The organism is Kibdelosporangium banguiense, from assembly GCF_017876405.1.
GTDB classification, from domain to species: Bacteria; Actinomycetota; Actinomycetes; order Mycobacteriales; family Pseudonocardiaceae; genus Kibdelosporangium; species Kibdelosporangium banguiense.
Map to the genome: position 1 here is coordinate 3,072,957 of NZ_JAGINW010000001.1, position 13,509 is coordinate 3,086,465.

General features: G+C 65.3%; 11 protein-coding genes. 4 read left to right on the plus strand and 7 right to left on the minus strand.

Annotation, left to right across the window (positions count from 1 at the left end; translation table 11 throughout):
• Window positions 1–7: 7 nt before the first annotated feature.
• Both JOF56_RS14780 and JOF56_RS14785 read right to left on the minus strand, forming a co-directional pair.
• On the minus strand, window positions 8–3,151 hold the full coding sequence (locus JOF56_RS14780; protein ID WP_209638127.1) for a S8 family serine peptidase: 3,144 nt from the start codon (window positions 3,149–3,151) through the stop codon (window positions 8–10).
• A 40-nt stretch (window positions 3,152–3,191) separates the two neighbouring features.
• On the minus strand, window positions 3,192–6,365 hold the full coding sequence (locus JOF56_RS14785; protein WP_209638129.1) for a S8 family serine peptidase: 3,174 nt from the start codon (window positions 6,363–6,365) through the stop codon (window positions 3,192–3,194).
• 104 nt (window positions 6,366–6,469) lie between these two features.
• On the opposite strand from JOF56_RS14785, the gene JOF56_RS14790 reads away from it, so the two are divergent.
• Window positions 6,470–7,648, plus strand: a complete 1,179-nt coding sequence (locus JOF56_RS14790) for a phytase (protein ID WP_209638131.1) — start codon at window positions 6,470–6,472, stop codon at window positions 7,646–7,648.
• On the opposite strand, the gene JOF56_RS14795 is transcribed toward JOF56_RS14790, so the two are convergent.
• Together JOF56_RS14795 and JOF56_RS14800 are read right to left on the minus strand one after the other, a co-directional pair.
• Window positions 7,633–8,400, minus strand: coding sequence for a putative hydro-lyase (locus JOF56_RS14795; RefSeq protein WP_209638132.1), 768 nt, complete (start codon window positions 8,398–8,400; stop codon window positions 7,633–7,635). The genes JOF56_RS14790 and JOF56_RS14795 overlap by 16 nt on opposite strands.
• On the minus strand, window positions 8,397–9,650 hold the full coding sequence (locus JOF56_RS14800) for an MFS transporter (RefSeq protein ID WP_209638134.1): 1,254 nt from the start codon (window positions 9,648–9,650) through the stop codon (window positions 8,397–8,399). Before JOF56_RS14800 ends, JOF56_RS14795 begins: the two co-directional genes overlap by 4 nt.
• 80 nt (window positions 9,651–9,730) lie before the next feature.
• Between JOF56_RS14800 and JOF56_RS14805 the strand changes: the two genes are divergently transcribed.
• Window positions 9,731–10,414 (plus strand): GntR family transcriptional regulator, encoded by a 684-nt coding sequence (locus JOF56_RS14805; RefSeq protein WP_209638137.1) that lies wholly within the window; start codon window positions 9,731–9,733, stop codon window positions 10,412–10,414.
• 112 nt (window positions 10,415–10,526) lie between these two features.
• Window positions 10,527–11,204: a DnaE2-dependent mutagenesis accessory factor ImuA' gene (imuA', locus tag JOF56_RS14810; protein ID WP_209638139.1), complete on the plus strand. Its 678-nt coding sequence runs from the start codon at window positions 10,527–10,529 to the stop codon at window positions 11,202–11,204.
• A gap of 368 nt (window positions 11,205–11,572) precedes the next feature.
• On the opposite strand, the gene JOF56_RS14815 is transcribed toward imuA', so the two are convergent.
• The 3 genes from JOF56_RS14815 to JOF56_RS14825 form a co-directional block, all read right to left on the minus strand.
• Window positions 11,573–11,860 carry a hypothetical protein gene (locus JOF56_RS14815; RefSeq protein ID WP_209638140.1) on the minus strand — a complete coding sequence of 96 codons (288 nt, stop codon included), beginning with the start codon at window positions 11,858–11,860 and terminating at the stop codon, window positions 11,573–11,575.
• Window positions 11,861–12,067: 207 nt separating this feature from the next.
• On the minus strand, window positions 12,068–12,286 hold the full coding sequence (locus JOF56_RS14820) for a hypothetical protein (protein ID WP_209638143.1): 219 nt from the start codon (window positions 12,284–12,286) through the stop codon (window positions 12,068–12,070).
• A gap of 49 nt (window positions 12,287–12,335) precedes the next feature.
• The gene (locus JOF56_RS14825) at window positions 12,336–12,476 is read right to left on the minus strand and encodes a hypothetical protein (RefSeq protein ID WP_209638145.1); all 141 of its coding nucleotides are present in this window, start codon (window positions 12,474–12,476) and stop codon (window positions 12,336–12,338) included.
• Between the two features lie 228 nt (window positions 12,477–12,704).
• Between JOF56_RS14825 and JOF56_RS14830 the strand changes: the two genes are divergently transcribed.
• The gene (locus JOF56_RS14830; protein ID WP_209638147.1) at window positions 12,705–13,463 is read left to right on the plus strand and encodes a GntR family transcriptional regulator; all 759 of its coding nucleotides are present in this window, start codon (window positions 12,705–12,707) and stop codon (window positions 13,461–13,463) included.
• Window positions 13,464–13,509 lie beyond the last annotated feature (46 nt).

A 13,509-nucleotide genomic window follows, 5' to 3' on the forward strand; every position in this document is an offset into this window, starting at 1 on the left:
CGCCGATTCACTTCAGCAGAAACGCTCGCAGGATCGTCTGGTTGACGGAGTTCCCATCGGTGTCTTCGGCGGATGCCTTGAGTGATACTGATTTCGCGCCTGCCGGGTGGGCCACGATCGTGAACCACCTGCCGCCCGCGGCCAATACCGGGACGGTTTTCCAGGTTGTACCCGCGTCGTGCGAGACCTGGACCGACGGTTTCCTCGCGGTTCCGTTTGTGTTGTGGTCCACGGTTATCGGGACCACCGTAGGTACGGCACGTGTTGCCCGGTTGTAGCTGTCGAGTGCCGGTGCGAACCGGATTGCCAGAAATGGCAGCTGTTTCTGTTCGAACCCGGGTGCGGTGTCGGACTGGAAGGTCCAGTCGGCTGTGACTACATCCGACAGGCCGAGATCGTGCACGGCTTGCGTGTGCACGGAGTATGTGCGCAGGCCCGGCGGGACTTCGAAGACACCGAATCCGGTCATCGATGACGTGCCGATCTGCTTGCCGTCCAGGTAGAGCGTGGTACTCCCACGGTCGTCGGCGGCCCCGAAACGCACTCGCTCCCGGTCGGTGAAGAGTCCGACGTTCACGATCATGGTGTCACGCTGCCGGAACGGCCGGTACCAGGGATCGCCGTCAGCCGGCACCGCCGGGCCGAACACGCCGTAGTTCCACTTCTCGGTGGTGTCCTGGGTGAACACGCGTGGAGATGCCCGGCGCGCGTACGTGTCCCGCCGCTCCGCATTCGGTGAGTCGAGCTGGAAGAACAGTCCGGTCCATGGCACGCCGGGTGTGTAGAACTCGTTCAGCGTGTACGGCAGACGTTTGAGGACCATCGACTCGCGTTGTCCGTATTTGCCCGGTTCGGTGGCTCCGTGTTCTGAGCGGACCCTGACCAATTGGCTGTCGCGGACCCGATGCATCGGCTCGGCCGGAATCCGGCCGGCTGTTTCCTGGTAGAGGTTGTAGAGATAGGAGGTGGTCGAGAAACCACCTCCGCCGTCCGGCTCAGCGAGTCTGGCTTCGATGCGATACGTGAACTGCCCGGCGGAGGTCTTCGATGGGCGCACGGACAGAACACCGTCGTTCTGCAGCGTATAGCTGTTCGACACCGCCGTTCCGGTGGGCAGTTTCCGTTCCACGCCGATCTGCGTGAAACCGGGTTGTGCGTGTGGTTTGTCCACAGTGAACCCGGCTGGCCTGGCTGTCCGGGCGTCCACCGAGATCGAGGAGTCACCGGTCACCACGTATTCGGGTTCGGCCGCGATGACCGTTCCGGCCGGTGTCCGCACGATTGCGTTGAAGTAGTGTCGTCCTTTGGCAAGCCGTGCGACGACAGTTCCCGACACGTTGTGTTTCCGGACTTGCCTGGCCCGGTCGATGTCCAGGAAGTTGTAGCTGTAGTCCGGTGTCGGATTGCCATCCAGGCCGATGAACCCGACCGTGACGTTGTAGCTCTCGATCTCGCGGTTGACCGAGACGGGCGTCCGGACATCACCCGCAAGCACGACGCCGCTGTAGAGACCTTCCGGACCGGTGAGCCGGGTGTCGATCGAGACAGTGACCTGTGCCTGGCCGCCTGCCGGAATGGTGATGGTGTTCGCCGAGAACGTGAACATGCCTGCGGGAGCAGGATTGCCGCTCGGGTCACGGATTTCGGCGGTCATGGCCGCGGTGACCGGCTCGGTGCCGGAATTGCGGTATGTCAGCGTTTTCGTGATCGGGACATCGTCCTGATGTGGCCACACGGCCACACCCGCGTTGACACTTGCCGGATCTGCCTGAACGGATTGCCGCACCGCACGGCCGACGTCCAGCCGGCCCGCGCCCTGTTCGAACACCGACAGTGCGGGATGCGGTTTGGCGCTGCCCATCAGTGCGGACTTGATCCGTTCCGGTCCCCAGTCCGGGTGCTGCCCGGCCAGTATCGCGGCTGCTCCGGCGACATGGGGCGTGGCCATCGACGTTCCCGACATACGAACGTGCGCGGCGTCAACGGGATCGCCCGAGGTTCCGTGCGTCGCCTTGGCCGCGGCGATGTCGACGCCCGGCGCGGTCATGTCCGGCTTGATCGCGTCGTCGCCGAACCGCGGGCCGCGAGTGGAGAACTCGGCGAGCTGATCGTTGTGGTCCACCGCCCCGACCGTCAGCGCGGAATCCGCCGCGCCGGGAGGGGCTGGTGGACGGGTGGGGTTGTTGCCTGCCGCGATCACGAACAACGTGCCGGTCTGCGCGGTGAGCCGGTCGACTGCCTGGGACAACGGGTCGCCGCCGTCACTCGGATAGTGGAACGAGAGGCTCATGTTGACCACGTCCGCGCCCTGCGCTGCGGCCCACTGCATCCCGGCGATGATCTCGGACTCCGAACCGAAACCCTCGTCGTCGACCACCTTTCCGCTCAGCAGCTTGGCATCCGGCGCGACACCGGAGTACCTGGGGTGATCGCCGGTGATGATCGAGGCGACATGGGTACCATGCCCGTTGTAGTCGCCGGGACCTGTTGTGGCGGTGGAGAAATTCTCGGCCTTGAGCACCGAGCCTGCCAGATCCGGGTGTGCGGCGTCGATTCCCGAGTCGAGCACGGCCACGGTCGCACCTTTGCCCGTATGGCCGGAACGCCAGGCTTCGGGGGCGCCGACCTGGGGGATGCTCTTGTCGAGTGCGGTCCGCACCGGCCCGTCGAGCCAGATCTCGCCGGCCGGCGGCAACCGGGAAAGGCCGGTCTTCTTGTCCACCCGGACCGCGGTGCTGTGAATGCTGGGCAGGTCCAGGACTTTGGTCGCGACGATGTCCTGTCCGCTGACGATCAAAGGGATGTCTTCGCGTTTGGTGTCGTCATAGCCGTTGGCCACCAGCCGGGTGACGTTGAACAGCCGCGGATCGATCCGGTTGGCATGCAGCAACGGCACAGCGTCAGCCGGCACGACGTGGATGTCGCCGTGCACGTCCTTGCTCTGCATGAACCCGATCCGTTCGCGACCCCTGGCGGGCAGCACAGTCGCGCCGCGCGGCCCGCCAAGAATCACCTTGTCGCCCGTGAGCAACGTGATCGTGCTGGTGGGAACCGTTCCCGCAGGAGCGGCGACGGCCACACCCGCGGGAACAGCGAGACCCCAGGCCACCAGGCCGGTGATCACACCCAATGCTGAACTCTTGCGACTCATGCCTCTAAGAGTCGCCAGCACGTCAACACGTTCGGAATGATTACTTCAACAGGAAGGCTTGCAGGATCGTCTGCTCGACAGAGTTCCCGGCGGCGTCCTTGGCGGATGCCTTGAGCGAGACGCTCTTGGCCCCGGCCGGGTGGACGAGCACGGTGAACCACTTGCCACCGGCATTGAACACAGGCGCCGGTTTCCACGTCGTGCCGTCATCGTGCGAGACCTGGATCGCGGTCGGCTTGGCCTTGCCGCCTGTGTTGTGGTCGATGTTCACGGGAACCACAGTCGGCACAGCGCGGTGAGCCCGGTTCTGGTTGTCGAGCGTCGGCGTGAACCGTACCGCCAGCAGCGGCAATGCTGCTGACTTGTCGCCGGTCACCGTGCCTGACTTGAACGTCCAGTCCGCGATGATCTTGCTGGACACGGCCAGGTTGTTGCTGCCTTCGATGTGCAGCTGATACGTGCCATCGCCTGGCGGGACAACAAAATTCCCGTAGCCGGACACTTCTTTCCGGCCGATTTGCTTGCCGTCCTTGTAAAGCGTCGTACTGCCGGTGTCATAGGCCGAGCTGGTCCGGCCCGGCGCCTGGTCGGCGTACATCCCGATGTTGAGGGAGATCTCGTCGTGATCGCGCATGGCGTGGGCCGCTTTGCCCGACTCCTCCGCGGCGAACGCGGGGCCGAGAACGCTGTAGTTCCAGCGCTCCGTGGTGGTCGAACCACGCTTGTACGTCCGCTTGTTCATGTTCGACAACGTGATCTCGTGATCGGCGAACCAGTCCGGGCCGAGCTGCTGCGTGAACGATTTGTTCCAGCCGAAATCCGGTGTGTAGAACTCCTCCAGTGAGTACGGCAACGCCCGGATGACAACACCCTCCCGCATGCCGAACCGGCCTGGCGCCGTGGCGGCGTGCTCTGACACGACCTTGGCCAGATCCTTGTCCCGCACCCGGGTCAGCGGTTCGGCCGGTACCTTGCCGTCGACCTCGTGGTGCAGGCTGTAGAGGTACGGGCTGTCGAAGAAGCCGCCCTCGCCGTCCGGCTGCGCGAGCCGGCCCTCGGTCACGAAGGTGAACTGCCCCGGCGCCGCGGTCGTGGTGGAGGGCCGGACCCGGAAGCCGTCGAACGAGTTCGCCTGGTAGAAGTCCCCGGTTCCGCCTGCCCAGACAGTCCGGCGGTCGAAGCCGAAGAACACCATTCCGGCCTTCGCGCCCGGTTTGTCCACAGTGAACCCAATCGGCCTGCTCGCCTGAGAGTCGATCACGAATGTCGTGTCGCCGTTGACCACGTACTCCGGTTCGCTGGCCAGCACGACGCCCTGAGTCGTGTCCATGCGTGCGTTGAAGTAGAAACGGCCCTTGGGCAGCCGGACAGTCAGTGATCCCGAGGCGTCGTACGGCAGGTACGCCTTCTCGATATCGAGATTCACGAACCGCGTCGAGTAATCGGGCGTCGGATTGCCGTCCATGCCAAGGAAACTCATCGCGATGTTGTAGCTCTCGACCTCACGGTTCACCGCGATCGGAGTGCGGACATCGCCCGCCAGCACGAAACCGCTGTAGAGCCCATCCGGCCCGGCCGCCCTGGTGTCGATCGTGATCTCCACCTGCGCCTGGCCGCCCGCCGGGATCGTGATCGTGTTCTGGGAGAACGTGAACATACCCGTCGGAGCCGGAGCGCCGGCCGGTCCGCGTACGTCGGCGGTCAGGTTCGCCGTGACCGGGGCATTGGCCGAGTTGTGGTAGGTCAAGGTCTTCTTGATCGGGGTGTCGTCATTGTGCGGCCATTGGGCGACGCCGGCGTTGACACTCGCCGGAGACGTGTACACGGACTGTTTCACCGCCTTGGCGACATCCAGGCGGCCCGAGCCCTGCTCGAACACCGACAACGCGGGATTCGGCTTCGCACTGGCCATCAGGGCCGCTTTGAGCTGGTCGGCCTTCCACTCCGGGTGCTGCTGGGCCAGGATTGCTGCCGCACCGGCCACGTGCGGGGCCGCCATGGACGTTCCGGACAGCCGGACGTGCGTGGCGTCGACCGGGCTGCCGATCTTGCCATGGGTGGCTTTGGCCGCCGCGATGTCGACACCCGGTGCGGTGATGTCCGGCTTGATCGCATCGTCGCCCCAGCGCGGGCCCCGGCTGGAGAACGGTGCGAGCTGGTCGTTGTGATCGACCGCGCCGACGGTCAGTGCGGCGTCGGCAGCGGCAGGACTGCCGGGCTGGCCGCCGGTGTTGCCGGCGGAAATGACGAACAGCGTTCCGGTCTCCGCGGTGATCCTGTTGACTGCCAAGGACATCGGGTCGGTGCCGGCACTGGGAAACCTGCTGCCGAGACTCATGTTGACCACGTCTGCGCCCTGCGCGGCCGCCCACTGCATGCCCGCGATGATCCAGGACTCCCGGCCACCGCCGCCGTCGTCGAGCACCTTTCCGTTCAGCAGATTGGTCTCCGGGGCGACGCCCTGGTACTTGGCGTGGTTCCCGGTGATCGTCGAGGCGACGTGCGTGCCGTGCCCGAAGCGATCGTCAGTCCCGGTCGTCGCGTCGGTGAAGTTCTCCGCCTTGATGACCGCGTCAGCCAGATCCGGATGCGTGGTGTCGATTCCGCTGTCCAGGACGGCGACTGTCGCGCCCTTGCCGGTGTACCCGGAACTCCAGGCCTCCGGTGCGCCCACCTGCGGGACGCTCTTGTCGAGCGAGGCACGTACCGGCCCGTCGAGCCAGATCTTGCCGACCGACTTGAACTCCGGTAACCCGGCGGCCTTGTCGACGCGGACCGCCGCGCCCTGGATGCTGGGCAGGTCCAGGACCTTGGTCGCGGCGACGCCCTGGCCACTGACGATCAGGGGGACGTCCTTGCGATTTGTGTCGTCGTAACCGCCTTCGAACAGTTGGGTGACGTTGAACAGGCGCGGATCCAGCCGTCCGGACCGCAGCATCCCGGTCGCGTCCGCCGGAATCACGTGGACGTCGCCACGCTCGTCCTTCTGGATGTCGAACTGGGTCCGCTGACGGCCCTTGGCCGGCTGCACTCTCGCGCCGAACTGCCCGTCAAGGATCACCTTGTCGCCGGTGAACAACGTGACCGCTATCGGCGCTGCCGTCGGCGCCGTCCCAGTGATCGGAGCGGCGTTCGCTGTCCCGCTGATCGGGACAGCGAGGCCCCAGGCTATCAGCCCGGTAAGCACTCCTATGGATGAACGTTTGTGACTCATAGGCTGAAAGACTCATAAAACGCGTTATTTGTTGCACATCCGGTTGTCGAGGTTGAGGACTGGTGTTGGGTTTCTGTTCACAGTTTTCGGGAAGGATTCTGTGAATGCGAAGAGTCCTGCTTGTTCTGCTGGCGGTGCTGCTGGCCGGTGCTCCCGCTTCGGCGGCCGGACGGCCTGAAGTCAAGGCCCAGGCCGAAACCCCGGGCCTGTTCGACGATGAGGAAGGCGGCAACGCCGACGCCGACGACCCGGCGATCTGGGTGAACGACCGCGAGCCCGGCCGCAGCATCGTCGTGGCCACGGCCAAGGAAGGCGGGCTGTACTCGTACCGCCTCGACGGCACGCAGATCAAGCACGTGCCCGCGCCTGCCCGGCCTGGCCCGGAGCACGCCCCGGGCCGGTTCAACAACGTCGACATCGTCGGCGACATCGCGATCGTGTCCGACCGGGGCCGCGACCAAATCCGGTTCTACCAGGTCAACGGGCTGGTCGACGTCACCGCGCCGGACGTGCCGTTCGTGTTCAACACCACGCAGTCCGAAGTGGATGAACAGCAGACGGCCTACGGTCTTACGGCCTGGTACGACAAGCGTGACCGGGCGACGTACGTTCTGGTCAGCCGCCGGTCGACCACGCGGGTCGCGCTGCTTCGGGTCGAGCCCCGGGGTGCGAAGTTCAGCTACAAGGTCGTACGAACCCTTGACCTGCCTGCGGAATTCACGCTGCCGAACGGCGTCAAGTGGCAGCCGTGCGACGAACCCGGTCAGCAACCTCAGGTTGAAGGCATGGTCGTGGACTATCGCACCGGAACCCTGTATGCGGGCCAGGAAGACGTCGGCATCTGGCGGATGTCGGCCCGGCTCGACGACAAGCCGGTGCTGATCGACAAGGTCCGCGAGTTCGGCATTCCGGGGACGTATGACCCGTCGACCGAGGAATGCACTCCTGGCAAGGATCCTGGCTTCGGCGGCAAGCACGTCTCAGCCGACGTCGAAGGCCTGACGATCCACTATGGACGTAACCTGCTGCTCGCGTCCAGCCAGGGCGACAACAGCTTCGCGGCCTACGATCTGCCCGGCAGGTACCGGACCTCGTTCCAGGTCAAGTACAAGGACGACCTCGTGCAGGAAAGCGATGGCGCCGCAGTGATCGGCACTGGCCTCGGCCACCGGTTTCCCAACGGCCTGCTTGTCGTGCAGGACGGTGACAACACCGGTGAACCGAGGGACAGCACCAACTTCAAGTTCGTAGGCTGGGACGACGTGGCTCACGCTATTCGGTAGGTGTCGTCCGGGATGTCGGTGATGAACATGTGCCCGGGTGAGTGCGTGATCGCGAACGGTGGGCACGAGGTCATCAGCGCAGCCTGCGGGGTCACCCCGCAGGCCCAGTAGACCGGCACGTCACCGGGTTCGGCCTGGACGGCGTCACCGAAGTCCGGTGTGGACAGATCCTTGATGCCCAGGCCACCGGGATCGCCGACGTGCACGGGGGCTCCGTGCACGTCGGGCATCCGGCCGCTGATCAGCGCGGCCTGCTCGACCATGTCGGCCGGGATCGGCCGCATCGAGACGACCATCGGCCCGCGCATCCGGCCGGCCGGGCGGCAGTCGCGATCGGTGATGTACATCGACACGTTCTTGCCCTGTTCCACGTGCCGCAGCGGAATCCCGGCGGCGAGCAGCCCATGCTCGAATGTGAAGCTGCAGCCGATCAGGAACGAGACCAGATCCGTGCGCCAGAGCCGGGTCGCGTCCCTGACCTCGCAGAGCATCTCGCCGTTCTCCCAGACCCGGTAGCTCGGAATGTCCGTGCGCAGGTCAGCGTCGAGCGCGAGGGGAGTGCTTGTCACGCCTGGATCTGTCACATCCAGGATCGGGCACGGCTTGGGATTGCGCTGCGCGAACAGAAGAAGGTCGTACGCCCAGTCCCGGGGTACCGCGATCAGGTTGGCCTGCGTGTAGCCAGGTGCCCAGCCGCTGGTCGGGACCACAGTACCGGTGCGGAAGGCCTTTCTGGCCTGATCCGGGGTCATGTGAGCTCCCTCCCGAGTGTTTCCGGCAGTCCCAGCAACGCCAGGACAGCGATGCCGTACGCGACCGCGCCGAACACCATCGCACCACCGACGCCCCAGCTCGTGGCCATGAAACCGACCAGAGTCGGGAACAGCGCGCCGACCGCGCGGCCGAAGTTGTACGTGAAGCCCTGGCCCGTGCCACGCAGCTCGGTCGGGTACAGCTCGGCCAGGAAGGAACCGAACCCGCTGAAGATCGCCGAGGCGCAGAAGCCGAGCGGGAAACCGAGGATCAGCACCAGGTTGTTGGCGCCGGTGGGGATGTTGATGTAGCCGACGATCAGCAGCGCGGAGAGGATCGCGAACAGCGCGAACGTCTTCTTGCGGCCGATCATGTCGGTGATGTAGCCACCGCAGACATACCCGATGAACGCGCCGGAGATCAGGAATGCCAGGTAGCCGCCGGTGCCGACGACGGTCAGATTCCGTTCCGTCTTCAGGAATGTCGGCAGCCAGGTGGCCAGTGTGTAGTAGCCGCCCTGCACTCCGGTCGCCAGCAGCGCGGCGAACAGCGTGGTCTTGGTCAGCGGCCCTTGGAAGATCGCTTTGAACGAACCGCGTTGCTTGCTCGCCGTGCGCCTTTCGGTGACGTGCGGGGCGTCGGTGACGTTGCGGCGGACGTACCAGACCAGGATCGCGGGCAAAGCGCCTGTCCAGAACAGGATCCGCCATGCGATGTCCGGGTCGACGAGGCTGAACACCACGGTGTAGACGATCACCGAGAGGCCCCAGCCGACCGCCCACGCGCTCTGGATGAACGCGACCGCACGGCCGCGGTACTCGGGTTTGCTGTACTCGGCGACCAGAATCGCGCCCGCGGCCCACTCACCGCCGAAGCCCAGTCCTTGGAACGCCCGCAGGACAAGCAAAGTCTCGTAGTTCGGCGCGAAGCCGCACGCGACCGTGAACACCGCGTAGGTGACCACGGTGATGATCAGGGTCCGGACCCGGCCGATCCGGTCGGCCAGGATGCCGGCGAGTGCGCCGCCGATGGCCGACACCACCAGGGTGACCGTGGTGAGCAGGCCGGCTTCCGGCTTGCTGAGGCTGAAGTACGCGGTGATCGCGACCAGGCTGAGCGGCAGGACCTGGAAGTCGTAGGAATCCAGGCCGTACCCGCCGAACGCGCCGGCGAACGCGCGACGTCCGCGCTGGCCGAGGGATCGGAACCACTCGAAAGGCCTGGTCTGCTCCTGGGATGTCGTGCTCATGGCCACCTCGCAGTGTTGAGCTCTGATGGTCGTTGACTGTAAGGATCGTTCAACAATCCTTCAAGAGGTAAGATGAGCGAATGTCGCTGGAGACGTCGGGACTGATCGCCGATCGTGCGCTGCTCGGCCGGACGAGCACCGCCGAACGGGTGGCTGACGTGCTGCGCGCACGCATCACCGAAGGCTTCTTCACCCCCGGCACCCGGCTCGCCGAGGACGCGATCGGCGGCGCGCTTGCCGTGTCCCGCAACACTTTGCGCGAGGCTTTCCGGTTGCTGACACACGAACGGCTGCTCACCCACGAGCTCAACCGGGGCGTCTTCGTGCGCGTGCTGAGCACCGACGACGTGATCGACATCTACCGCGTGCGAAAACTGGTCGAATGCGCCGCGGTCCGTGACCTGACCGCTCCACCTGGCGGATTGGACCGCCTTCAGGCCGCGGTCGAGGAGGGTACGGCGGCGGCTTCGCAGGCCGATTGGCGTGGCCTGGGTACCGCGAACATCCGGTTCCACCGTGCCATCGCCTCATTCGCCGGCAGTCCGCGCGTGGACGAGCTGATGCAGGGGATTCTCGCCGAGTTGCGGCTGGTCTTCCATGTGATGGCGGACCCTCGCTGGTTCCACGAGCCCTACCTCGTCCGCAACGGCGAAATCGCCGCACTGCTTGAGGCGGGTGACGGCGCCGCCGCCGCCGCTTCCCTTGCCGTGTACCTCGACGACGCCGAGCGTCAACTCATCGGCGCCTACGGATCTCAAAGCTGACCCCGCTTGCGGTGACTCTCCCGGGCCCGATAAGCTAGCCTCAGCGCTCGAACACATGTTCGAGACGCGCCGGCTCCCCACGGCGGTCGTTCGGTGTGCGGGAGGTGTTCCGGTGTCAGGGTCGGCAGTGACGAGAGCGGCGTCGCTGAAGTCCGCGGTCATGCCCGACGGGGTGGGCGTGGCCAGCGGCCTGACCCTGACATCGGTCGACCGGGAAAGGGTTCTGCCGGTACATCAGGGGCTGGCCGGGCTCTTTCCGTGGGGTGGCCTGCGGCGCGGCAGCACGGTGGCGGTACGCGGGTCTGTCACCTTGCTGCTCGTGCTGCTCGCAGAGGCCACGGCCGGCGGGTCGTGGGCTGGTGTGATCGGCATGCCAAGACTGGGGGTCGTGGCCGCGGCGGAACTAGGCGTCGCCGTGTCCAGGCTTGCGCTGGTCCCACGCCCAGGAGCCGACCTGCCCGCCGTGGCCGGGGCCCTGCTCGACGGCATGGACATCGTCGTCATCTCGGCCGCGGGGCGGATCAGCGACTCCCAGGCCCGCCGGCTTTCCGCCCGCGCCCGCCACCGCGGCGCAGTCCTGATTCCATTCGGCCCTTGGCCTGGAGCCGATCTGGAGCTGAGTCACGTCCGCAGCCAGTGGTCCGGACTTGAGGCCGGGTACGGATATTTGCGCAGCCGCTCACTTGTTGTCTCCAGCCGCGGCCGTGGCGCCGCTGCCCGTCCTTTGACAGCGACACTGTCCGTCGGTGACCCGCCGCCTCCCGAAGTCCTCCAGTTTCCTGGAGGGTAGCGGTTTTCCGGGTCCTGTTCGGGTTTGCTCTGGTGTCGTGTGGTTGGGCGCTCGACTTTGTTTTTGCTTCGGTGTCTGTGGCTGGGACGGCTCGATTTGACCCGGGAACCCCTGAGGCGGCCGCGTCAGGACTAAAGGGCAGGCCCAATGATCAAGGTGGGGTTCGCGGTCAAAGCCATGAGGGGCCTGCCGCGCCGACAAGCTTATGGCCGCCTCCACCCCGCGTAAAATCGAGCCTGGAAAGGCCTTCGGCCGACGTTCCAGCGGGGAACCTTCCTGCGGCAGGTATCTTGCTCTTCGCCTTCTGTTGTGTCCCCAAGGTTCAGCTGGTCGATCCGGGCTCGTTCTTGTCGCTTGTGGACTGCGGTTCATGCGTGGGGTGTCGCCCACACGAGGTGTGGCTTGGTGTTGGGGTGGGTGGAGACGCATTTCAGGGCGTTTTCCGGCTCGGCTAGGAGGTATTGGTTCTTGCCGTCGACTGTGACGACGTAGGCGCTCTCGTCGAGCGCCATACCCCAGGCCAGTACTTGGGCGTCGATCTGTTCGCCATACTCCAGCACGATCGCGAACACGCGGGGTGCTTGGTCGGCGACCATTTCCGCCACCAGCTGGGGGAAGTCAGGGTCTTCGGCAGAGATGCCAGATGTGTGGGACATGGTCAAGTTCCTCCTGAGTGGATTGTTCCGGAAAGCACTGGTGGCACAAAGGAATGTGGCCGTGGCCGAAGCCTGGCGGCAGTGGGAAGCACAGCCTGCTGCAGGCCGACCACCAGTAGCGTGAGCCGTCGAAGACTAGCGTGGCCGCGCCGTCCTCGACCTTGTGCAGCAGTTGGGTGAACGCACCGCCGGCAAGCCAGGTCACCATCATGGATCGAGCGTTTCCGTGTACTCGGTGACCCGCCGGGCTGTCTCGACAAGCGAGGCCGCGAGATCGGTCGCGCGCCCACGCGGTGCCTTCTGCACGTAGGCCGCGGTCACCCAGGCCTGCAACTCGCGGATCGCGCAATTGAGCACGGCGAAGAACGCCGTGTCGTGCTCGTCGGGATAGCCGTCGTGCGGCATGGGGTTGTCCCAGTCCGGCATCGGCAGCGGTTGCTCGCTGCGAAGACGCGGTCGAAATCCAGATGACATCTCAGTTCGCCGCCCGAGGGTGTTTCCTCTCGGCCTCTTCCAGAGCCGAGCGCAGGAACATCGACTCGTCCGCTGTCAGATGCGCGATCTCACCCGGAGGCACGATGACCACGATGCCGTTCTTGGCCCCCAGACGGATCACTACTTGTCGGGAACGCTCAAGTGCGTCACGACAGCTGATGACCTGCGACCAGTCCTCATCCTGCATACGCACCTCACTGGTAAAGACGTCCTGACGAGTCGTCAACGTAGTTCGCTTTGACCTGACTGGTCAATACCAGTGGGGATGACAACCCGGTCGGGTTAACAGTCGGTAGTCTTTAGCGCGGACATCAGGATGTCTTGACCAGCTCCGGAAGGAGGTCTCGGTGTGATCGACAGGACCAGCGGTGTGCCTGCCAAGCGGCAGGTGTTCGACGATATCCGGAGCAAGATCGAGTCCGGTGAGCTCGCGCCGAATGCCCAACTGTCATCCGAGCGCGAGCTTGTTGAGCGCTACGACGTATCACGTCCGACCATTCGCGAGGCTGTGCGGCTTCTGCGTGAACATGGCCTGGTCCGCGCCGAGCATGGCAGGGGTGTGTTCGTCCGTCCGGCTGCTTCTTTGGTTCGCCTTGCGAGGAATCGGCTTTCCCGGGCTGCGCGTGCGGAGGACAAAGGGGCGTTCATGGGCGACGCCGCTACGGGTGGCTTCACTCCGGATGTTTCGACCCGGGTGAGGAAGGAGCCTGCGGACGAGACGTCCGCTCGGCTGCTCGAGATCGAGCCTGGTGATGAGATTCTTGTGCGTGACCGCGTGATGCGGGCGAATGGGCAAGCGGTGCAACTCGCGATCTCCCGGTTTTCCAGGAGTGTCACGCGAGGAACGCTCATCGAAGAAGCCGACACCGGTCCGGGTGGTGTGTATGCGCGACTCGAAGAGGCTGGGCATGTGCTGACTCATTTCGACGAGGTTGTCACCGCGCGGATGCCTTCGTCGCGCGAGCAGTCGCTTCTGCAACTGGCCGACGGCACGCCGGTGATCGCCGTGACGCGCATAGCTTTCGCGGCGGACCGGCCCGTGGAGCTCAACGACATGGTGCTGGCCGCCGACAAGTACGAACTGCATTACCGGCTTCCTGCCGAGTGAAGTTGCGCGCGATGCGCGCATCTTGTTGTCCTGCAACGCTTTTCCG